Origin of the sequence: Paenibacillus glycanilyticus, assembly GCF_023715145.1 — a bacterium.
Classification (GTDB): domain Bacteria; phylum Bacillota; class Bacilli; order Paenibacillales; family Paenibacillaceae; genus Pristimantibacillus; species Pristimantibacillus glycanilyticus_A.
The window spans coordinates 173,731-195,010 of record NZ_JAMBNP010000006.1 but is presented as its reverse complement, the minus strand read 5'-3'; the positions used below and the strand labels follow the sequence as shown (position 1 = coordinate 195,010).

Annotated in this window: 20 protein-coding genes; 13 read left to right on the top strand and 7 right to left on the bottom strand. The window is 51.2% G+C overall.

The annotated features are described in order from the left end of the window. From M3194_RS18250 to M3194_RS18220, 7 genes are all read left to right on the top strand, one after another. Window positions 1–1,638 (top strand): polysaccharide biosynthesis protein, encoded by a 1,638-nt coding sequence (locus M3194_RS18250; protein WP_251655513.1) that lies wholly within the window; start codon window positions 1–3, stop codon window positions 1,636–1,638. 124 nt (window positions 1,639–1,762) lie between these two features. Continuing rightward, a complete protein-coding gene (locus M3194_RS18245; RefSeq protein ID WP_251655706.1) occupies window positions 1,763–3,331 on the top strand; it encodes a copper amine oxidase N-terminal domain-containing protein in 1,569 nt (522 codons plus the stop codon). 30 nt (window positions 3,332–3,361) lie between these two features. Then, window positions 3,362–3,709 (top strand): thioredoxin family protein, encoded by a 348-nt coding sequence (locus tag M3194_RS18240; protein WP_251655512.1) that lies wholly within the window; start codon window positions 3,362–3,364, stop codon window positions 3,707–3,709. A gap of 220 nt (window positions 3,710–3,929) precedes the next feature. Then, on the top strand, window positions 3,930–4,862 hold the full coding sequence (locus M3194_RS18235) for a COX15/CtaA family protein (RefSeq protein WP_251655511.1): 933 nt from the start codon (window positions 3,930–3,932) through the stop codon (window positions 4,860–4,862). After that, window positions 4,859–6,619 carry a UbiD family decarboxylase gene (locus M3194_RS18230; RefSeq protein WP_251655510.1) on the top strand — a complete coding sequence of 587 codons (1,761 nt, stop codon included), beginning with the start codon at window positions 4,859–4,861 and terminating at the stop codon, window positions 6,617–6,619. Before M3194_RS18235 ends, M3194_RS18230 begins: the two co-directional genes overlap by 4 nt. A 33-nt stretch (window positions 6,620–6,652) precedes the next feature. Then, window positions 6,653–7,360 (top strand): Cthe_2314 family HEPN domain-containing protein, encoded by a 708-nt coding sequence (locus M3194_RS18225; protein WP_251655509.1) that lies wholly within the window; start codon window positions 6,653–6,655, stop codon window positions 7,358–7,360. Window positions 7,361–7,379: 19 nt separating this feature from the next. Beyond that, a complete protein-coding gene (locus tag M3194_RS18220) occupies window positions 7,380–8,165 on the top strand; it encodes an SDR family oxidoreductase (protein WP_285889358.1) in 786 nt (261 codons plus the stop codon). Between the two features lie 53 nt (window positions 8,166–8,218). Here the strand turns inward: M3194_RS18220 and M3194_RS18215 are convergent, their stop codons facing one another. Continuing rightward, the gene (locus tag M3194_RS18215) at window positions 8,219–8,461 is read right to left on the bottom strand and encodes a NifU family protein (RefSeq protein WP_015846404.1); all 243 of its coding nucleotides are present in this window, start codon (window positions 8,459–8,461) and stop codon (window positions 8,219–8,221) included. A gap of 87 nt (window positions 8,462–8,548) precedes the next feature. On the opposite strand from M3194_RS18215, the gene M3194_RS18210 reads away from it, so the two are divergent. After that, on the top strand, window positions 8,549–8,782 hold the full coding sequence (locus M3194_RS18210) for a YuzB family protein (protein WP_285889357.1): 234 nt from the start codon (window positions 8,549–8,551) through the stop codon (window positions 8,780–8,782). A gap of 30 nt (window positions 8,783–8,812) precedes the next feature. Here M3194_RS18210 and M3194_RS18205 read toward each other — a convergent pair whose 3' ends face one another. Beyond that, the gene (locus M3194_RS18205; protein ID WP_251655507.1) at window positions 8,813–9,880 is read right to left on the bottom strand and encodes an NAD(P)/FAD-dependent oxidoreductase; all 1,068 of its coding nucleotides are present in this window, start codon (window positions 9,878–9,880) and stop codon (window positions 8,813–8,815) included. 71 nt (window positions 9,881–9,951) lie between these two features. Continuing rightward, window positions 9,952–11,055, bottom strand: coding sequence for an aminofutalosine synthase MqnE (gene mqnE, locus M3194_RS18200; RefSeq protein WP_251655704.1), 1,104 nt, complete (start codon window positions 11,053–11,055; stop codon window positions 9,952–9,954). A gap of 302 nt (window positions 11,056–11,357) precedes the next feature. On the opposite strand from mqnE, the gene M3194_RS18195 reads away from it, so the two are divergent. Further along, window positions 11,358–11,714: a HesB/IscA family protein gene (locus M3194_RS18195; protein WP_251655506.1), complete on the top strand. Its 357-nt coding sequence runs from the start codon at window positions 11,358–11,360 to the stop codon at window positions 11,712–11,714. A gap of 469 nt (window positions 11,715–12,183) precedes the next feature. Here M3194_RS18195 and pstA read toward each other — a convergent pair whose 3' ends face one another. The 4 genes from pstA to M3194_RS18175 all read right to left on the bottom strand — a co-directional run bounded on the left by pstA (window position 12,184) and on the right by M3194_RS18175 (window position 16,377). Next, complete coding sequence (gene pstA / locus M3194_RS18190; protein ID WP_251655505.1) at window positions 12,184–13,089, bottom strand: phosphate ABC transporter permease PstA; 906 nt, start codon at window positions 13,087–13,089, stop codon at window positions 12,184–12,186. Further along, window positions 13,086–14,039, bottom strand: coding sequence for a phosphate ABC transporter permease subunit PstC (gene pstC / locus M3194_RS18185; RefSeq protein ID WP_251655504.1), 954 nt, complete (start codon window positions 14,037–14,039; stop codon window positions 13,086–13,088). The genes pstA and pstC overlap by 4 nt, the downstream gene beginning before the upstream one ends. Window positions 14,040–14,122: 83 nt before the next feature. Beyond that, window positions 14,123–14,989 (bottom strand): phosphate ABC transporter substrate-binding protein, encoded by an 867-nt coding sequence (locus tag M3194_RS18180; protein WP_251655503.1) that lies wholly within the window; start codon window positions 14,987–14,989, stop codon window positions 14,123–14,125. A 56-nt stretch (window positions 14,990–15,045) separates the two neighbouring features. Then, a complete protein-coding gene (locus M3194_RS18175; RefSeq protein ID WP_251655502.1) occupies window positions 15,046–16,377 on the bottom strand; it encodes a TolB family protein in 1,332 nt (443 codons plus the stop codon). 294 nt (window positions 16,378–16,671) lie between these two features. Between M3194_RS18175 and M3194_RS18170 the strand changes: the two genes are divergently transcribed. The 4 genes from M3194_RS18170 (at window position 16,672) to M3194_RS18155 (ending at window position 21,269) form a co-directional block, all read left to right on the top strand. After that, complete coding sequence (locus tag M3194_RS18170; RefSeq protein WP_251655501.1) at window positions 16,672–17,391, top strand: response regulator transcription factor; 720 nt, start codon at window positions 16,672–16,674, stop codon at window positions 17,389–17,391. Then, window positions 17,388–18,449, top strand: coding sequence for a sensor histidine kinase (locus tag M3194_RS18165; protein WP_251655500.1), 1,062 nt, complete (start codon window positions 17,388–17,390; stop codon window positions 18,447–18,449). Before M3194_RS18170 ends, M3194_RS18165 begins: the two co-directional genes overlap by 4 nt. A gap of 140 nt (window positions 18,450–18,589) precedes the next feature. After that, window positions 18,590–19,366 carry an ABC transporter ATP-binding protein gene (locus M3194_RS18160; RefSeq protein WP_251655499.1) on the top strand — a complete coding sequence of 259 codons (777 nt, stop codon included), beginning with the start codon at window positions 18,590–18,592 and terminating at the stop codon, window positions 19,364–19,366. Beyond that, window positions 19,341–21,269, top strand: coding sequence for an ABC transporter permease (locus M3194_RS18155; protein WP_251655498.1), 1,929 nt, complete (start codon window positions 19,341–19,343; stop codon window positions 21,267–21,269). Before M3194_RS18160 ends, M3194_RS18155 begins: the two co-directional genes overlap by 26 nt. The last annotated feature ends 11 nt before the right edge of the window (window positions 21,270–21,280 follow it).

Below are 21,280 nucleotides of genomic sequence, written 5' to 3'. Positions count from 1 at the left end.
ATGAAAAAAGATTCTCTTATAAAAGGCACGTTGATTCTCGCGGCAGCCGCGCTTATTGCGCGGTTCCTCGGGATTTTTCAACGCGTGCCGCTTGACCACATCCTGACCGAAAACGGCGGGCTTTATTTCGCGGTGGCAAACAACGTGTACCTGACGCTGCTGGTTGTTGCAACGGGCGGGCTGCCCAGCGCAATAAGCAAAATGGTATCGGAACGCTACGCGCTGGGCCGCGAGCATGAAGCAAAGCGCGTCTATCAGGCTGCGTTGTTGTTCGGCCTTGTTACCGGCGTGATCCTGACGATTGCCCTATACGCGGCGGCTCCGTATTATGCCGTTCATATTGCCAAGACGCCTGGTGCGGAGGTGGCGATACGCGCGGTAGCGCCTACGCTGCTTATTTTCCCGCTCATCGCGATGATGAGGGGCTACTTCCAAGGACGCCAGTTCATGATGGCGGGCGGCATGTCGCAGATCGTGGAGCAAATTCTGCGCGTTATCGTAGGCGTAGCGCTCGCTTATTATGTTGTTTCGATCGACTGGGGCGAAAAATGGGGCGCGGCCGCTGCATCGTTCGGTAACGTTATTGGCGGCGTTGGCGCCTTGCTCGTTATGCTCTATTATGCAGGCAAGCTGCGCCGGGGAGACCTGGCGGAACGGCCGGTGGTGGATATTGAGGCGGTCAAGGCGGCGGCGAAGATTCCTTTCCGCTCGATTTACCGCGAAATTTTCACCATGTCCATCCCGATTGTCATAACAGCCATGACCGTTCAAATTATTTATACGTTTGATTCGTCCTTATTCGTCCGTTTGACGGAAACCTATTACGGCTATCATGAAGCGCTTCTGGTACTGAGAGATCTCAGCTTCAAGGCGCAGACGGTAGCGGGCATTCCGCCGATTCTCGCCATCGCGCTCAGCACCTCGATTATTCCGGTCATCTCATCGGCTTACTCCTTGCGCAACATGGGCGAAGTACAGCGCCAGACGGCGCTGGTCATGCGTATTGTCCTGTTCACGGGCGTGCCTGCAGCACTGACTCTGGCCGCCGCTTCGTACTCGGTAACGGGTCTGATCTTCACGGGACCAAGAGGTTACGGTATCGTTGCCGCGCTGACGGCGGGGACGATCTTCCAAATTACGATGATGACAAGCAACTCGATTCTGTTCGGATTAGGCAAAGCGCGCATTCCGATGATGAACACATTTGTCGGAATCGGGCTGAAAATCCTGTGCAGCTACGCCCTTGCGCCGATCTACGGCGTATATGGCGTCATTATGGCGACCAGTGTCTGCTTTGTCATCATGACATGGATGAATCTGGAGGCCATTCGAAGAGAAGTGAAGTTTACGGTGCTTGGCAGCCGCTGGCCTTCCTATATCGTAACGATTGTTGTATCCGTTGCGGCTGGCTGGGGAACAGAAGTTGGGATTCGCCATCTGACGGACAGCTGGCCGGACAAGCTGACGTATCTGGTATCGGCAGCCGCGGCAGGAGCCGTGATTGGAGCTTTGTATCTGCTCCTGCTTGTTCTGTTACGAGTGGTTACGATGGAGGACGCGAAGTCCTTCCCGGGGCCGCTGCGCAAGCTGTTCGTCCTGCTTCTGAAGCTGCTGGGCCGTACGCGGACGCAGAATTAGCATATAAAATCTTTAATTTCCATACATTTACAACCCCCCTGAACCTCAGGTACAATAGATAGGATTCTAGGTCTATTAATCTATCTATTACTGGCAGTGAAGGGAGAATTGTAAATTGAAGAGTATGAAGAGATTCAAAAGAGGGATCATTCTGATTTTGTCGCTTGCGCTGGTAATTGTGGCAGGCTGTCAGGCGATCCAGGGCGTAGATTTTAACACCGTGTTAAAAAATACACTTAAAGTGACTTCCGCAGAGAGCAAGCAATCGGTAGAGCTGAAGCTTCTCATGAATGAAGAAGCCTATGAGGGAATGCCCGAAGAAGAAATTGCTCTTATGAAATTGTTCTCGAATATGAAGATTCAGTTAGACAACGTGAAGGTACAGGATGCTACCCATTCTTCGTTTGCCGGCAAGCTGCTCCTGGGAGATTCGGTCAGCATCGGCTTCTCGATCAAGCAGGCGGATACAACGGCGGTTATCGAGGTAGAAGGCGCGAAGCTTCCGATCGTGCTGGACGTATCCGGCTCGGGTATTGGCTCCATGCTGGGCACCGGCAGTCTTGAGGATGCCGATGCAAGCTCGGATGAGGATGCGTTAACGGCGATTGGCAAAGAGATCACGGACAGCGCGACGTCTTATTTCATCGACAATCTGCCGAACCCGGATAAAATTTCGGTTAACGCGGTACAAGAACCGATTAACGGGGTAAACACCTCGCTGTTCCATGTGAAGGCCGAACTGAGCGGTACCGAGATTTGGTCGTGGGTGAAGAAGTATGTTGACGTTCTCGCAAACGACCGTGAAGGACTTGAAACGTTCGTGAAGCAGATCGTTACGATCATGAACAGCCATCCGGAGCTGTGGGAAGACATTGGCGTGAATCCGTTCGAGCAATCCGGACTGGATATGCCAACGACCGAAGACATGATTGCGGAAATGACGGATGAGCTTGAGGAGCTGTTCGTATCCCTTCAGGAAGAGCTGAAAGCGATGGAAGAAGAGAGCGGCGAAGAACTGAAGCAGATCTTCAATGACGATTCTTCGATTAAAGCAGAGCTTTACGTAGACAGCAAGATGGATATCCGCAAACAGGCGATCGACGTTACGCTTAAGCCTAGCGAGCAAGCTTTGTTCCCGCTTGACGGTCTTTCGCTGCATATCGAGAGCGAGATGTGGAACGTAAACGGCAAAGTAGAGGCCGATGCTCCTGTCGTCCCTGAAAAGGCTATTCGTCTGGATCAGCTGGATACCATGCAAGGTTACCAATTCCTTCGCATGTTCGATAAGCAATCGGATGCTTACGCTTTGCTTGACCAGCTGCAAATCGGTCAGCAAACAGTCGAGCTTTCCGTGGAATCGCGACTTTATCCGGCTATCGTGACACCTAAATACGTTACGATTATTCCGCTTCGCAAAGTAGCCGAGCAGCTTGGGGCGACGGTTAAGTATGATAAAAAGACGAAAAATGTAACAGTCTATGATGAAGCGACGAATACAACAATCGTTCTGAAGGAAGGCTCCGACCGCGTAACGGTGAACGGCAAACCAGCAACTTGGTCATTTGTGGCGAAAGCCGTTGACGGCACATTGTATGTGGCAGGGCGTAACTTTGCAAATGCGCTTGGAGCGAAGGTTCACTGGGATGACAGCTGGGGCAGCGATACCTTTGTTATCGAGCGCGAAGTACACTAATCGTTCTATACAGCAGGGAGGATAACAACGATGAACAAGCTTACAACAGATGCTGCCTTCCGGAAAGCCGTTCAAGGCGATGGGATTGCGGTAGTAGTATTCAAAACAACCTGGTGCCCGGACTGCCATTTTATCGATCCGTTTATGCCGGATGTCGAGCAGCAGTACAGCGGCAAGATTTCGTTCTACGAGATCGACCGCGACGAGCTGCCCGATCTGTGCTCCGAGCTGAACATCCTTGGCATTCCAAGCTTTATTGCCTTCCGCAACAGCAAGGAATTGATCCGGTTCGTCAACAAGCTTCGCAAGACGCGGGACGAAATCGAACAGTTCCTGGAGCGTGCGATACAGGTTGCAGAAGCACTTCCGCAGGAGTAAATAAAATAAAAAGTGCGGCTTAAGGAGATGATCCTAAAGCCGCACTTTTTATTGAGCGCTCAGATTAAAAAAAGGATGCGAACAAGGCCGTTTCGACTTGCGCGCATCATTGCCACGGAACTGTCACACCCTAGGAAGTGTCACATTTTCAACATGGCTTTTGGCCCCCTTAATCGCTATAATGAGGTGACAACAAAACCCGAAAAAAGGTGATTTTATTATGGTTACCGGCCGTTTTCGCGCGCTTGCTCTCGCATCGTGCATCGGAATGCTACTTGTTCTGCTTGCCGGAGCACTTGTTACCAATACCGGATCCGGACGCGGATGCGGTGATGATTGGCCGCTTTGCAACGGTGAATTTATTCCTGCGTATACAATGGAAACAGCGATCGAATTTTCTCATCGCCTGATTACCGGCTTTGAAGGTATGCTTGTTGTGGCAGCCTTTGTCGCTATATACCTGCTGTTCCGAAAAAACAATGCGGATTACAAAGAGCCGCTTATCTATGCGAGCGGTGCTCTGCTCTTCACGATTATTCAAGCTCTGATGGGCGCTGCAGCTGTCGTGTGGTATCAGTCTGACGCAGTAATGGCTATTCATTTTGGTATTTCCTTAATTGCATTTGCATTTACTTTGCTTCTTGTCGTTTGGTCTTATCGCGTGAAGAACGGCAAGCCGGCGGAATTTACGGTGCCGCGAGCTATTTTTCCTCGCATGCTGGCCGTATCTGTTTTCTGTTATATCGTGGTTTATCTTGGCGCGTTTATCCGCCACACCGAATCGGCTGGCGGCTGCCTGGGCTGGCCGCTATGTAACGGCGAAGTTGTGCCAGAGCTTCAGGGAGCAACGGCAGCCGTCTTTATTCATCGCGTAGGGGCACTTATTTTTGGTCTTGCTCTCATCGGATTGTACGTCCATGTCCGCAGAATCAGCGGCAAAGGCGAAGGGCTTACGAAAGCTGCCGGCTGGTCGCTTGTTCTTGTTATCGCTCAAATCCTGAGCGGCGCGTTGCTGACTAAGACAATCGGCAACGAAGACTGGTTCCTGTTTACGAACTTGCTTCATAATTTAATTATAACGGCCTTGTTTGGAATATTATGTGATATGCTGATACGTTCCTGGCGGCTGCGGGAAGGACGGGAAAAGGCTTGAGTTTTCAAAACCTGCGTGAATTTGTAGAGGTATTAAAAAGAGAGAAGGACCTGCTGGTCATTGACGTACCAGTAGATCCCAATCTGGAGCTGGCGGAAATCCACCGCCGCGTCATCGAAGAGGAAGGACCGGCACTGCTTTTCACGAATGTGAAGGGCAGTCCTTTTCCCGTTCTGACGAATATGTTCGGGACAAGCCGCCGTGTTGATCTGGCTTTTGGACCGCGTCCGGAAGAGATCATGAAACAAATCGTAGGCGCTGCGGACCGAATTATGCCTCCAACGCCAAAAGCATTATGGGGCGAGAAGAAGCTGATCTGGGACATGCTGAAGGTAGGCATGAAGGAAGTGCCAAGCGGCACCGCGCCGATTCTTCAAGTATTAAAGCGCCAGAATCCGCTTGCCGGACTCCCGCGGGTAACTAGCTGGCAGGAGGATGGCGGACCGTTTATTACGCTGCCTCTTGTCTATACGGAGAGCTTAAAATCCCGCAAGGCGCATAACCTAGGGATGTACCGCATGCAAATCTTTGATGATTCAACGACGGGCATGCATTGGCAAATACATAAAGGCGGCGGCTTCCACTACCATGAGGCCGAGCAGCGGAACGAAGCGTTGCCGGTATCCGTTTTCCTTGGCGGACCGCCAGCTCTGATCGCTTCGGCAATCGCGCCGCTCCCCGAGCATCTGCCGGAGCTGCTAATGGCTTCGCTTATTTTGGGCGGCAAGCTGCCGGTCGTATCCGACCCGCATAGCAAGCACCGGATTCCGGCGGAAGCCGAATTTGTAATCAGCGGTCAAGTGCCGCCGCATATCCGCCGTCCGGAGGGACCGTTTGGCGATCACTTCGGCTACTATTCGCTTGTTCATGATTTCCCCGTGTTTAATGTCAATCATGTATGGCACCGCAAGGATGCGATTTATCCGGCGACGATTGTAGGCAAGCCTCGTCAGGAGGATTACTATCTGGGCGAGTATTTGCAGCGTCTTCTGGCGCCGGCCTTCCCGATGGTTATGCCGGGCGTGAATGAGCTGTGGGCTTACGCGGAAGCAGGCGTCCACGCGCTTGCGGCTGCGGTTGTAAGGGAATCCTATTCGCGCGAGGCATTATCGACGGCTTTCAGTATTCTCGGACAGGGCCAGCTTACCTTGACTAAATTCCTCATGCTGACGGATCAGCCGATTGACCTGTCAAGATTTGATGTGCTGCTTGAGACGGTTCTTGAGCGGTTCCAGCCGCAGACGGATCTGTTCGTATTCGACGAAACGTCCCATGACACGCTCGACTATACAAGCGGCAAATTTAATCATGGCAGCAAGGCGGTCATGCTGGGTGTAGGCGAACCGGTCAGAGAGCTGCCGACAAGCTATAATGAAGGCGTGATCGAGGAGATCAGCAACGCGCAGGTATACTGCCGCGGATGTCTGGTTGTATCCGGCGCATCCTATGAAGCAGAGCCGCAGCTTGCGGAGCGTCTGCTCGGACGGCTGTCGGAGCGCGGTACGGAATGGCCGATGGTCGTGCTTGTAGACGATGCTGACATTGCGCACGGACAAACATCGTTCTTATGGACGGTATTTACCCGGTTTAACCCGGCGGACGATATATACGCGAATGCGGAAATCCGCCGCCATCATTTTGGCTACAAGCTTCCAATTGTTATTGATGCAAGAATGAAGCCAGGTTATCCGGCGGAGCTGTTCCCGCGTGAGGATATTACCGAGCTTGTTGACCGTAGATGGAAAGAGTACTTCTAATTACTTGAGTGGCAAGAGAGGCGGTAATGATCGATGCTGCGTTTTCTATTTGATGAACCGGAACGGGAGCCGGAGGGACGTCTTGCGGAAGCGATGCAGCTGATGAATCAGTTCGTGGCCATTCTGCATAAGAAGATTGAAGAGGGCAAGGATGCGGACCATAAGCTTCGTACGTATGAAGTGTGGACGAAGGGTCTGCTTGCTTCCCTGAACGAAATCGAGCAGAGCTGCTACGCTGCGCGCCGTTTCAAGGAGAAGATCAAAGCCCCTTCCGTGAGCCAGATGTCAGAGGAAGAGAAGCTGATGTATCAACGGTACGTGTATTTTGACAAAAATGCGTTTATCCGGATTTTTGCCCTGCTGGATAAGATGAGCATTTTGCTTAATGACATGCTTGATATGAAGACGGAGCGGATCAAACCGCATTTTTCATACTTCACGGTACTGCGCAATATGCGCGACAAGAAGGCGCATCCGGATTTGACCTGGAAGCTGAACGACATCAAGGAAAGCCTCAAGGAGCCGATGGGCCGGCTGCGGAAGCGCCGGAATACCGAGATCCATTACATGAATTCGGAAATGCAGGATGATCTTGCTCAAGCTCATACGATGTACGGACAGGAAGTTCTGCTTGAGAATATTCAAGCACAATCGGAGGATCTCCAGCATGGCTTGCAAATGGTGACAGGATCATTACGCCTTACCTTTGACTATGCTTGCAGACTAATACGAACCAGGTAGGCTTAAATCGCGAGGAGGAATGCTCGTGGAGCTGATGGGCAGAACGGCGCTTGTAACCGGAAGCGCCAAAGGGCTTGGCAAACGGACTGCATTGCAGCTCGCAAGTCTTGGCTGCAGCATCGTGTTAAACTACTTGGGAAGCAGGCAGGAGGCGCTGGAGCTTCAGCGTGAGATCGAACAACTGGGTGTTAGAGCAACCGCCATACAAGGCGATATATCCGTTCCCGCGGGTGTTGCGAGGCTGGCCGCGGAAGCGGAGGCCTGGAACGGGAGCATTGATATTCTGGTGAACAACGCGGGTCCGTTTATTCGGGAGAGGCGTTTGTTCGCCGAGTACAGCGAAGAAGCCATTATTCAGCTGCTTAACGGAAATCTGCTTGGCGTTATGCTCCTTGATCACAAGGTGCTTCCGGGCATGCGCGAGAGAGGCTGGGGACGTATCATCCATCTTGGCTTCGGCCATGCGGATGAAGCGAGGGCGTGGCCGCACAGGGCCGTGTATGCAGCGGCCAAGACGGGTCTTGTCTCCTTCACGAAGTCTCTGGCAGTCGAAGAGGCGCCTAACGGCATTACCGTGAACATGATAGCGCCGGGCGATATCCGCGGCCAGAATAAGGAGCGGACGATCGAAGAGGCGGCTTGCGAGAGAGATATCGAATCGCCGGTCGGCAGACCGGGAACCGGCGAAGACATCGCAAGGGTAATCGGCTTCCTATGCCAGTCGAGATCGGATTATTTGACCGGCAGCATTATTAACGTGACCGGCGGCTTTGATGCCATTCGTTCGAATATTATCGGATTATAAGAGTACAAAAAAAGAGTCTTGCCTGCGATATGCGGGCAAGACTCTTTATTCAATTAAAATACCTGAACAACTTCCTGTACGCCTTCAACCTCTTCGAGCAGCGCGCGCTCGATACCGGCTTTCAGTGTGATCGTGGAACTCGGGCAGCTTCCGCATGCACCCATCAGACGAAGCTTAACGATACCGTCCTCTACGTCCACCAGTTCTACGTCACCGCCGTCGCGTTGCAGGAACGGACGCAATTTATCCAGTACGTCCAGTACTTCATCGTACATTGTATCTTGTGCTTGACTCATTGCAATCATCTCCTTTCTCCCCTATTATAGTACAAAGTGCAGCAATTGAAAATGGATATCAACCGTTAAGGCCAGGTGATCATAAAATTGTCAAAACCGCTAATCGAGTTCTGCAACGGAAACATGCATCACGGAACCGAACTAATCATGAAGCAGCTCGAGCAGGATGAACAGCTGAAGGTAATCGAATACGGCTGTCTCGGCAACTGCGGCGAATGCTATTTGAAGCCTTTCGCCTTAGTTGACGGCAGCATTATCGCTGCCGATTCCGCCGAGGATTTGAAGCACCGTATCCGGGAAGCCATCAGCATAAAGCCATAATCTATCATTTCCGCTTATCGATATTGTAAATTAACCGAAGTGGCGTTTCGATTTCCAGAGAATACCGCTTTTGATCAAACGCGGAATTTTCCCCATCATCGGCGTGCTGCCCATGAGGCCGAAGCCGCTTTTCTTGCCAAGGGAACCCATTACGCCTTTCAGCTTGAGTTTGCCAAGCTTAGGCGTTTTGTTGTTCCAAATGGCATGAATAACCTCAGCAATTTGCTTGCCCTGCGCGCCGGCCGCTTGACCGCTCGGCGAGAAAGGCAGGGATGCGCAGTCACCGCAAATAAAGACATCGTTATAGTCCGGCAATTGATGGTATTCATTGACAATAAGCCGGCCTTGTTTGTCCTTCGGCAGATTCATGCGCTGAACAATCTCAACGGGTTGAATGCCGGCCGTCCATACCGTCACGTCAGTCAGGATCGTTTGATTCGTATTCGAATCATGCAATGCGCCTTGCTCCAGACGGCATAAGGAAATATGGCTTAGCATCTCAACATTATGCTCTCTGAACCAGGAAGCCACGAACTTCTGCAGCGATCCGGGGAATGCCGACATAACGCTTGGTCCGCGGTCAATGATGCGGATGTTCAGGTCGGAACGGGCTTCGCGCAGCTCGGCGGCAACTTCTACGCCGCTAAGACCGCCGCCGATGATCGACACTTGGCCGTAAGGCTTCACGTCGTTCAGGAGCTGATACGTTTTACGCGCGTTGGAGAGCGTCTGAATACTTGTCGAGAACTCCTCTGCGCCTTCGATGCCGTGATAATTGTCGGTACAGCCAAGACCTACGACAAGCCATTCGTAATCGATTGGATCCTGACCTTCCAGATAAACCAGCTTCTTGTCGAGATCGATATCGACGACTTCTCCGTAACGATTCGTTAAACGCGGATCCTGCGGGAACTTCACGCGGATTTCGAGATCTGAAACCGTTCCGGCGGCAAGTGCGTAATACTCTGTTTTAAGGCCTTGATAAGGCATGCGGTCAACGAGAACGACCTCTACGTCGATTGGCAGCTGCTTCTCGATGACATCTGCAGCGATAGCCTGCCCGCCGTAACCGCCGCCTAAAATCACAAATTTTCTCATATGATTCCCTACCCAACTCCAAAATGATGTATGACTTGTTGTGTGCCTAATATGCGCGTCTAACCGCGTGATTACTCATATACTTTGATTTCGTTATAGAACGTATCTCTCTCCACTGGGATACGTCCGGCTCCTTTAATGAGCCATAAGAGGTCCTCGCGCGTGATGCCTTCCGGCGTTAGAGCGCCCGCCGAGTGGCTGATTCTTTCTTTTACAATCGTGCCATGAGCGTCAGATGCGCCCATTGTCAGGGCAACCTGCGTCAGCTGAGTGCCGATGTTAATGAAATAAGCTTTAATATGCTGGATATTGTCCAGCATGAGACGGCTGATCGCGATCGTCTTCAAATCCTCGTACGCCGAGTTGCGGCGACGGATGCCGGCTTTTGGATTGATTGGCTGCATCGACAACGGAATAAAGACGAGGAAGCCGTTTGTTTCATCCTGCAGCTCGCGGATTTGCATCAAGTGACGGATACGGTCTTCATGGGTTTCAATCGAGCCGTACAGCATGGTTGTGTGCGTACGCAAGCCAAGGTTGTGAGCGGTGCGGTGAACGTCTAAATATTGGCTGACGTCCGCTTTCTCCACGCGCATTTTTTTACGGTAATGATCGGATAATATTTCTGCGCCGCCGCCTGTAAGCGACTTGAGACCGGCTTTCATCAGCTCTTCCAATACTTCCTTGTAGCTCAGTCCGCTAATACGCGAGAAAAAGTCGATTTCCGCAGCGGTGTAGGCTTTAAGCGTGACTTCGGGGAAGCGCTCGTTTAATGCCTTCAGGGAATCGACGTAATATTGGAACGGAACATGTGGGTTATGCCCGCCTACAATATGAAATTCTCGTACACCGGGGTGGAAGTGCTGTTCAACATACTCGATCATTTCTTGGCCAGACAGCGTGTAAGCGCCCGGAGCGCCTTCGTCTTTACGGAAGTTACAGAATGCGCAGTGTGCTTCGCAGACGTTCGTAAAGTACAAGCTCATGTTCTCGATAAAATAAACTTTCTTACCGTTCTTGCGAAGATTGACTTCATTAGCTAGTTGCCCAATCGTAAGCAGATCATCCGATTGATACAGGAATACACCGTCTTCAAGCGAAAGGCGTTCTCCGTTACGGACTTTGTCGATGATCGACTGCATTTGCTTATTATCAGATGGAATGGCGATGTTCATCATTGGCAACCTCCTTTTTCTCAAAAGTAAGTTCTGTGATCCGTGCTGCGGCATGCTATCATTTATCGTTCTTGTGACGAGTGGAATAAACTATGGCGATGCCTTTGTGAAAAAAATAACTTGCAAATCCGTTTAAGAAAGCTTCCATTATTATAAACCCGTATGTAAAAGGCGGCAACACCTAAAGTCTGCAACTCGTTCCAGTTGGCAGGCACTCATCTCTTGAGGTGGGGGAGGAAGAGGAGTATACTGTAACTATAACGATACACTTTAATTTATTTATCATAGAGGAGGGATGAGGCATGATCACGATTAGTGAAACTGCGTCTGGTAAAATAAAAGAAATGCTCGAGGAGGAAGGAACTCCCGGGCTGTTCCTGCGCATTGGCGTCAAGGAAGGCGGCTGCACAGGCTTCTCCTACGGCATGGGCTTCGATGACGAAGAGAAGGAGAACGACAAGTCGATGGAAGTCGCGGACCTGAAAGTGGTTGTTGACGACGACAGCTTGAAATACTTATTTGGTCTCATCATTGATTGGAAAGATTCGGCTATGGGCGGCGGCTTTACGATCGAGAACCCGAACGCGACGGCTACATGCGGATGCGGTTCGAGCTTCCGTACCGCTGCGGCGGCTGGCAAGCCGGATAGCGACTGTTAATATTGGGATGGCTGAGCAGTCTGTGCTCAGCCATTTTTATTGGCGGCCGGGGCAGGCTGCGCAAAAGTACCAATCGCCATTGTTCCCGGAATCTATGAATTTATCGTACAAGGTACGATTCCGTGAACAAAAGCGAGCACTCCGTTTCTCCAGAACATTCTTTTGCTCCGCCTGTACGGCGAAGCCAAAAAAATGCATTCGCAAAAGGCTGGCGCAGCCATCCTTTTGTTGACCTAATGAGACAGGTTGCAAATACAACCTGTCTCTAAATAAATCTAACCGGCGTCCCATATAGTGGACGCCGGTTTTGGTATTAATAAAGAAGTCGGCAGCGGAACGGAGGAAGTGAATGCTCTTGAGGAGCGGAGATTATGCTTCCGAAGTAGCTTTCTTTCAGAAAGCTTTTAGCCCGCCAACAGCGGCCGAAAGAGCATTCACTTTCGTAGTGGCCACCAACCGACTATCAGCGCTACCTCGTCATCCGTCGAGAATTCATCCAAAGAGGGATACGGAACACCAGGTTGATGAGCAGAACGAAGAACACGAGGACCGCCGCCGACTTCTGAGCGATCTCCTGGGCGTCCGGCACGATAGCTTCGGACTGAACGTACCACAGGTGCACGGCAAGCGTCTCGCCCGGCGAGAAGAGGCTGAAATCCCACATTTCGCCGGAGGTCGTAACGCCGGCAGTCAGAATAATAACGGCGCTTTCGCCAAAGGCGCGGCCGGCCACAAGACAGATCCCCGTAATAATTCCGTTCATGGCTGCAGGGATCAGGACGCGCATGATCGTCTGTAAATGTGTAGCCCCGAGCGCAAAGGAAGCATTCTTCAGCTCCTTCGGCACGGCGCGGATCGATTCTTCCGTCACGCGGGTCAGAACGGGCAGGTTCAGGAAAGCCAGGCTGACAGCACCGCCGAGAATCGTTAGGCCAAGCTCGAAGAACTCTACGAACAATGCAATGCCAAACAGGCCAAAGATAATCGAAGGGACGGAAGCGAGGGCTTCCACGCAAATCCGCACAAACGAGATTAGTTTATTGTCCGGCGCAAATTCGGCGAGATAAATGCCTGCCGCCATGCCGAGCGGAATAGCGATCACGAGCGACAGGAACAGGATATAGAAGGAGTTCAGAAGGGCAGGACCAATGCCGCCGCCTTCTTCGATTTCGCTAGGCAGGCCAAACAGGAAGTTCCAGGAGAGCTTAGGCAAACCGTCCTTCAGAATGAGGAACAGAAGTCCGAGAATAAAGAGAACGATTGCGATGCCAACCGTCCATACGAGAATCGTAAAAAGCCGGTTATTCAGGCTGTTGATTCCTCTTTTGCCGCTGAAAGGATTGCTTGGATTTGCTGTAGTCGTCACGTTGCTCATTGTTGTTGCACTCCTCTCCGTTGCAGCCAGCGTACGCCCACGATCATCAGAAGCGAGATGGCAAGCAGCAGGAAGCCCATCAAGTACAGCGCATAGTTCCATGTGGAGTCAAAAGGAACGTTAGCGATCTGCATAACGATGTTGCTCGTTAATACCGAGGTAGGCTTAAGCAGGCTGTCCGCGATTTGCGGGGTGTTGCCGATAACCATAACAACCGCCATCGTTTCGCCGATAGCACGGGCCATGCCAAGAATAACGGCATACATAATGCCGCTGCGGGCGGAAGGAATAAGTACCTTCACTACGGTCTGGAAACGGGTCGCGCCAAGGGCATAGGACGCGTCGCTGAATTTCTTAGGTACGGCCGTGATCGAGTCATCGCTGATCCGGCTGATGGTCGGCAGGACCATGATGGTCAGCACGAGAGAAGCAGCAAGAAGGCCGTCACCCATACCCGTACCGGTAACGTTCCGAATGAGAGGAATCAGGACAGTAAGGCCCAGATAGCCGTAAACGACTGACGGAATGCCGACCAGCAGGTCCATGACCGGGCGCAGCATGTTTTTCAGCCATGGCGGAATGAACGTCGACAGAAACACGGCAACCAGAAGCGAGAGCGGGACGGAAATAACCAACGTTATAATCGTGAGGGCAAACGTGCCGAAAATGAATAACAGTCCGCCGTATTGCTCGTTTTCCGGGCTCCATTCCTTGGACAGGAAAAATTCGGAGAAGGAAACATCGCCAAAGGTCAGCACGCCCGTGCGGAACATAAGCCCCAGAATAAGGAAAAGAATGAGACACACAAATGCAGCGCAGGCGATGCAAGCATAACGGAACAAGCGATTCATGACAAAAAGGCGTTTCCTGCGGTCAAACGGCTTGCCGTTTCCCGTCAAAAGACTGCCGCCCAGATCAATCTGGCCCGCAGTGGATGAGGTATCTAACATATTTAATGATCGGCTCCTTCGGTAGCAAGCAGCCGCCTGTCGCTTCGCGAAAGACGGCCGCCGTTACCTATTTTTAACTTGGATTATTTCATTGCGGAAAGCGGGATGAACTTAAGCTTTTTCAGCGATCCGTTTTGGAACTTCGCGCTTTGAATGTACTTAATGAATTCTTTAACAACGCCTGTAGGCTGGCCTTTAGTCATGTAGTAGCCGTAGCCCCAAACTTTATATTTGCCGTTGATAACGTTGTCTACGGTTGGAGCAACGCCATTGATGCTTACTGCAGTCATTTTCGTAGTGATGTAAGCGAAATCGACGTATCCGATCGCATTAGGAGTAGTTTCTACCGCTGTTTTCATTTCGCCGCTTGATTTAGCTTCTTTGTAGTTAGCGCCTTTTGTCATGAAGTCTGCGCCGTTCAACGCTTTTTCTTGGAAGTTAACGCGGGTACCGGAACCAAAAGCACGGTTAACGACGATAATATCAGCATCTTTGCCGCCAACTTCTTTCCAGTTCGTTACTTTGCCGGAGAAGATGTCTTGCAACTGTTTGGTAGTCAGGTTCGTAGCCGTAACGTTCTTGTTAACTACAGCAGCAAACGGAGTAACCGCTACTTTGTTAGCGACTTGACCCGTGAAGGCTTCGAAGCCCGGAACTTTTTTGGTAGCATCCCAGTCAACCGCGCCGATATCGGCGATACCTTTGCGTACCGATTGAGGACCTGTAATGGAGCCAGCACCCGATGCGGAGATTTTAACTTTTGGGTTCAGCTTTTTGAATTCGTTAGCCGCTTGAAGAGTAAGCGGGAGAAGGGCAGAAGAACCGTTAATCACGATTTTGCCGGACAGCTTGCTGGCTGCCTCTGTTTTAGTAGGGGCTTGGACGGAGCCAAGTCCGATTGTTGCGATAAGAGCGGCTACTGTAGCCACTTTGAACCATTTGAGTTTCATTGTTTTAATTTCCTCCTAAAATATGAATTGTGTAGCATGAGCTTATGAATTGTTGATTAGCGTGTGATGGTTGTGAATTTGCCGTTAACCGGTACTGCCAACTGGCCGTTGCTGATGGCCGCGATATCGCCTTTGCCGGATACGATCAGCTCGGATACTGCATCCGATACGCCGTACAGCTTGCTTGCGGTGCCTGTTGCCGGATCAATAGCGCTGATGCTGTTTGCATCGCCTTTTGCCGTGAGCACGATCAGCTTGCCGTCAGCTTGGTTCAATTGGAATACGTCTTCAGCGTTGTAGACGCTTGCTGCGGCAAGAGAAGCCGTATCAACCGAAGCAATGCTGCCTACGGAATCTTCGCCAATGCTTACGTAGTAAACTTTCGAACCGTCAGCGGACAGTTCCAGGAACGCCTTGTCGGTTGCGTCTTTCGTCAATTGAACCGGTTTGTTATCGGCTTTTGCCGAGTCATAGAAGAAAGCTTGCGTTTCCGTGCCTGTCGGGTCGATAGTGACATCGTCCTTGCTTACATCCGTCGCATCGTTTTTAACAACCGGCTGCTTAATTTGGAAATAAGCCACTTTTTTGCCGTCGGCGGATACCGCAAGATTTGCTTTGTAGTCGACTTTGTCTTCAAGCACGGTTGTTACGGCGCCGTCAGCAAGGCTGAGCTTGGCGATAACGGTGTTCTTGTCCCCTTGGAAGAAGAAGATCGAGCTGCCGTCAGCGGAGAATACCATTTCGTTCTTGATCGATGTGTCAGTGCTTACTTTTGTGGATTGCTTTGTGCTAAGGTCAATGACGTTAACAGTGCCGTCAGCTTCGGAATAAGCGGCTTTCGAACCATCCGGGGACACGATCAGCTCGGATGTGTCGGAAGAAGTAAGCAGCAGTTCATTTTTGCCTGTCGCAGCATCAACCAGATAATCTTCGCGGCCAGTATCGATAGATTTCGATACGATCAGCTTGGAAGCATTCACCCAAGTAACTTGTTCTGCATTCTCAAGGAACTTGACCGAGGTGATATTGCCGTTCGAGTAGCCAACACCAAGCTTGGTAAGGAAGCTTACCGGCTCAACAAAAGCCGTACCGCTCACGGTCACCGCATCGTTCAGTTGAACGACGTTGTGATTCAATTGAACGGTGATAGTGCTGCCTGCTACATTCAGGGAAGCTTCGAGAGCTTTCGCCAGGTCGCGAACGGAAGCGAGCGTAACACCTTGTGCGTCAATCGTGCGGATAGCGGCAGGTTGGCCGTTGATGGAAACTGTCAGTGAACCGATTTGAACCGCTTGTGCCGATTGTACGGCCGATTGTGCCATTACTGGTGTAACAGCTGCTGCTCCAATTGCTGTTGCGAGCACGGAAATGACTACTGCTTTTTTCATGTGTGGTTCGTCACCTTTCTTATTTTCGAATAATTGCTAGGTCCGATGGCCCTGCGCCGGTATGTATGAAAGGCCTTGATTTATCCCCCCGTCAAGCCGCGTCGGAACTATTTCGATTTCAAAGCTAGTCTAACAGCGAATTATTATCCCATTATTTAGAAATTGTAATGATTTTGTGAAGAAAGACCTAGGTTGATTGAAAATGTCGAAATTGCTATCCTAAAATGACATGGGTTGGTTTTACAGAAGTATCCATTAATAAGGATGCTTTTTAGCAGGAGGAGGAAGATCAGCATGTACCGGATATTTATCATCGAGGACGATGACAAAATAGGAGCTATTCTGAAATCTACGATGGAGAAATACGGGTTTGAGGCGCAAAGGGCCGTTCATTTCAAGGATCTGCTGGGAGAGTTTGCGGCTTATGAGCCGCATCTAGTCCTGCTCGATATCAATCTGCCTTATTTCGACGGCTTTTACTGGTGCCGGCAAATACGGACAAGATCCAACGTCCCGATTCTGTTCATTTCCGCCCGCGAAGGGGAGATGGATCAGGTCATGGCCATTGAAAACGGCGGAGACGATTATTTGCCCAAGCCGATCCACCTGGATCTTCTGCTTGCGAAGGTGAAGGGCGCTTTGCGGCGGGCATACGGGGAATATGCGGCGGCTTCGGCCGCCTCAGCTGCTTCGGCCGAGCTTGAGCTGTACAGCTTGAGGCTCAACCTTAGCCGCAATGAGCTGGAATGGCAGGGGGAGAGGACGGAGCTGACCAAGAACGAGCGGCTGCTTGCCGAAGCCTTCCTGAAGCGTCCGGACGAGATTGTGGCAAGGGAACAGCTGCTGGAAGCCTTATGGGATGATGTGCAGTTTGTAGACGACAATACGTTAACGGTTAACGTTACCCGTCTGCGCAAGAAGCTGGAGGAAATCGGAATAGAAAAGGCGATTGAGACGGTCCGCGGGCAAGGCTACCGGCTGAATGCCGATGCGCTGCGGGAGGCCAAAGCATGATTCGTTCTTACCTCTGGGACCGCAAATATATAATCGCGACTTATATAGCAGGTTCCGCTATGGCTTGCGCGATGTTCTTTCTGGACAAGCTGCGTTATGAGGGAAGAGCGGATGCGGGGCTTGTATATTACTACGCCGAGCTGGCTTTTTTTCTGCTGCTTGTTGGTCTAGCGGTCGATTTTCTCCGCCAGAGGAATTATTACAAGCAGCTTCAGGATGCCATTGAGCATGGAACGGAGCTTAAAGCCTCCATGGTGATTACATCCGGTGTGACGAGAGAGCAAATAGCCGTACAGCGGCTGCTTGCCGCGCAGTACGGGGCTTATCTGACCGAGCTCAGCCAATACCGCAGGCAGCAGGAGCAGCATAATCATTTTGTCCTGCAATGGGTCCATCATATGAAGACTCCCGTATCCGTTATTGATCTGCTTGTGCAAGAGGCGCTGCAGGAGCGGGATGAGGAGCATGGAGATACGGAAAGGCTTCAGAGTATCCGGGAAGAAGCGGGAAGAATGACAAGAGGGCTGGACATGATGCTTCATACGGCAAGGCTCGACAAGATTGAATTTGATCTGCATCCCCGTTCCGTCCCGCTGCACGAAGCGGCCCGCAGTGTCATTAACGCGCATAAGCAGCTATGCATCCGGCATGCGATCTTTCCGAGGATAGAAGGAGAAGCCGCAGCCGAAACGGACGAGAAATGGCTGACGTTTATTCTGAATCAGCTGATTGGCAATGCCATCAAATATTCGAAGAGAAAGCCGGGCTCGAAAAAGCTTGTTATCCGCATTGAACAGGAGCCGGATCTGAGCAGCGCCAAGCTGTCTGTTATAGATGAAGGAATTGGAATCGAAGCGCATGATTTGCCCCGGGTTTTCGACCCGTTCTTTACCGGGGAGAATGGACGGGCCGTTGAGGAATCGACGGGCATGGGGCTTTATTTGGCCAAGCAGGTATGCGGCCGTCTGGGACATGAGCTTCAGATCGAATCGGAGGCTGGCTCCGGCACAACGGCTACGGTTATTTTCCGCCCCGAAGGAATCCACCTGCTTCGTTAAGTGATGCAACATGACAAAATCGTAAGGTTTGAAGCCTCCAATTGAAAGGTAAATCGATGGGTTCATGCAGGCACGAGGAGCTATACTGAGTCCATAATGAAACAAAACGAACCATGGTGAATCATAGGGAGGCTATTACGATGAGCGTATTGCGGACGAAAGGGATTGGAAAGATCTATCATTCGAAGGGGAACTTGTCCTACCGGGCACTTGAGGATATTGATCTGAATATTGAAGCGGGAGAGTTTGTTGGCGTAATGGGACCATCCGGCAGCGGGAAAACAACCCTTCTTAATCTGCTGGCAACGATTGACCGCCCAACATCCGGAGAGCTTGAAATTAACGGCGTGCAGCCGGGCAAGCTTAGCGACAAGAAGCTGGCGCTGTTCCGCCGCAGAGAGCTTGGCTTTGTGTTCCAGGACTTTAACCTGCTCGATACGATGACAATCAAGGAAAATATTATTTTGCCGCTGGTGCTGGAAGGCGTAGCGCCGCGCGTTATCGAGGAGAAGCTTAAGCCGCTCGCGATTTTGCTCAACATTGATGCCATTCTCGACAAGCGGACCTATGAAGTGTCGGGGGGACAGAAGCAGCGTGCCGCTATTGCCCGGGCAATCATCCATCAGCCTGCGCTTGTCCTGGCCGACGAGCTTACCGGGAACCTGGACTCTAAGGCGGCCAAGGATGTCATGGACGCGTTGAAGGACATGAACGAGCGTCTTGGCGCCACGGTCCTGATGGTTACGCATGACCCGTTCTCCGCAAGCTACTGCAAACGGATTGTGTTTATTAAAGACGGCAAGCTGTTCTCGGAGATCCGGAGGGGGACGAACCGTCAAGCCTTCTTCCAGCAGATCCTGGATGCCCTGAGTGTATTGGGAGGTAATTTCGATGACGTTCCGTTCGCTCGCGCTTAGTAACATGAAGGGAAATTGGCGTTCCTACAGCGCCTTCTTCCTCAGCTGTGTGTTTTCCGTGCTTATCTTCTATATGTACTCGTCGTTTATTTATCATCCTGACGTCGTAAGCGGGCATATCATGCAGGCATCCAAGGTCAGAAGAGGAATGATGTTCTGTCTTTATATTATCGGGATTTTCTCGTTCCTGTTCGTCTTGTATTCCAATTCGGCCTTCCTTAAGACAAGGAAGCAGGAATTTGGCCTGTTGTCTTTATTCGGGATGACCAAAGCCCAGCTTCGAAAGCTGGTTATCTATGAAAGCATTGCGCTGGCTCTTCTGTCCATCGGAGCAGGAATCGGGCTTGGCATGCTGTTCAGCAAGCTCTTCTTTATGGCGCTGTCTGTTTTCCTTAAAGTAACGGAGCCGATTCCGTTCGCGGCACCGCTTAAGGCAATCGGGATTACGGGCCTCGGATTCTTCGTATTGTTTGTCGCGATTGCCGTACTTACTTCCCTGCGAATCGGCAAAGCCGAGCTTGTCGAGCTCTTCAAGGCAGGCCGCAAGCCTAAGGGACAGCTCTTGTTCTCTCCTTGGCTTGTTGCTCTGGCCCTGCTGTCGCTTGGAGCGGGATATACGATGGCGCTGCTGTTAAGTCCGTTTAACTTCTTCTATATGGCGCTTCTTATACTGGTTACGGTCATGATCGGAACCTACTTCCTGTTCACGCAGTTCAGCGTGCTGCTGATACGGTTCTTGCAGAAGCGTCATTCCGTCTTCTATAACCGGACGAATATGGTTGTGCTGTCGCAGCTTGGTTATAAATTGAAGGACAACGCACGCATCTTGTTTATGGTGTCCATCATGAGCGCGGTCATATTAACGGCATCGGGTACCTTCTATTTAATGCAGATCAGCTCCAAACAACAGATTTTTCAGTTCTATCCTTACGCTGTTGCCGTGATGGAGAAGGGACTTCAAAGCCATGCGGTGATTGATCCCGAAGAACTGAAGACCCATCTTCGCGAAGCAGGCCATCCGGTTACGGATGAGAAGATAGTTGCGGGGGCTGGCGTAGCAGATATTAAGCTGACACGGAGCAATGGCGATAATATCGATTATAGTCCGGAGACGATGATGATCTCGGAGTCCGACTATAACCGTTTGGCGGCAGCACAAGGGAAAAAGCAAATAAAGCTGAAGCCGGATACGGTAGCGATGCCGGGATCATTCAGCCCTCCCATTGAACGGATGCAGGGGACCGTGCAGGGCACGGCTTTCGATTATGCCGTATCGCCCGATCCGTCGGACGGCGTGATGAACCAGACGGATAAGAACTGGATGACCGTTATCGTGGAGGACAGCGACTATAAGCTGTTGATGGCGAGCGTGCCGGAGAACGAGCGGCTGGTCTGGTACGGTTATGAAGTGAAGGATTGGGAGAATGCAGGCGCAGCCATTAAGAAGCTGCAGGTACCGGAGGATCTTGAAGGGCAAATCAACCGCAATCGCGCGGATAATTTTGCGAACATGAAAGAAACAAGCTCTCTGACGCTGTTTATCGGCTTGTTCATTAGTCTTCTGTTCTTTATCGCGTCGGGCAGCTTGATTTATTTCAAATTGTTTACCGAATTGCAGGAGGATCAGGCGCAGTTTAGCGCTTTGAAGCGAATTGGCATGACCGGTCAGGAGATCAGAAAAATAACGGTGACGCAGATCGCCATCATATTTTATCTGCCCTGTCTGGTCGGAACGATTCATGCGCTGTTTGCCATGAAGGCGCTGGACGGCTTGATGGAATCCAGCGTGTGGTTGTACTCGCTTGTGATTATCGGCATCTTTGTTGTCATGCAGACGATTTATTTCCTGCTGGCAAGCATGAGTTATTCGAAAGGTTTGAATAGAGGAACGGCCAGCGCTTAAGGCGCCGGCCG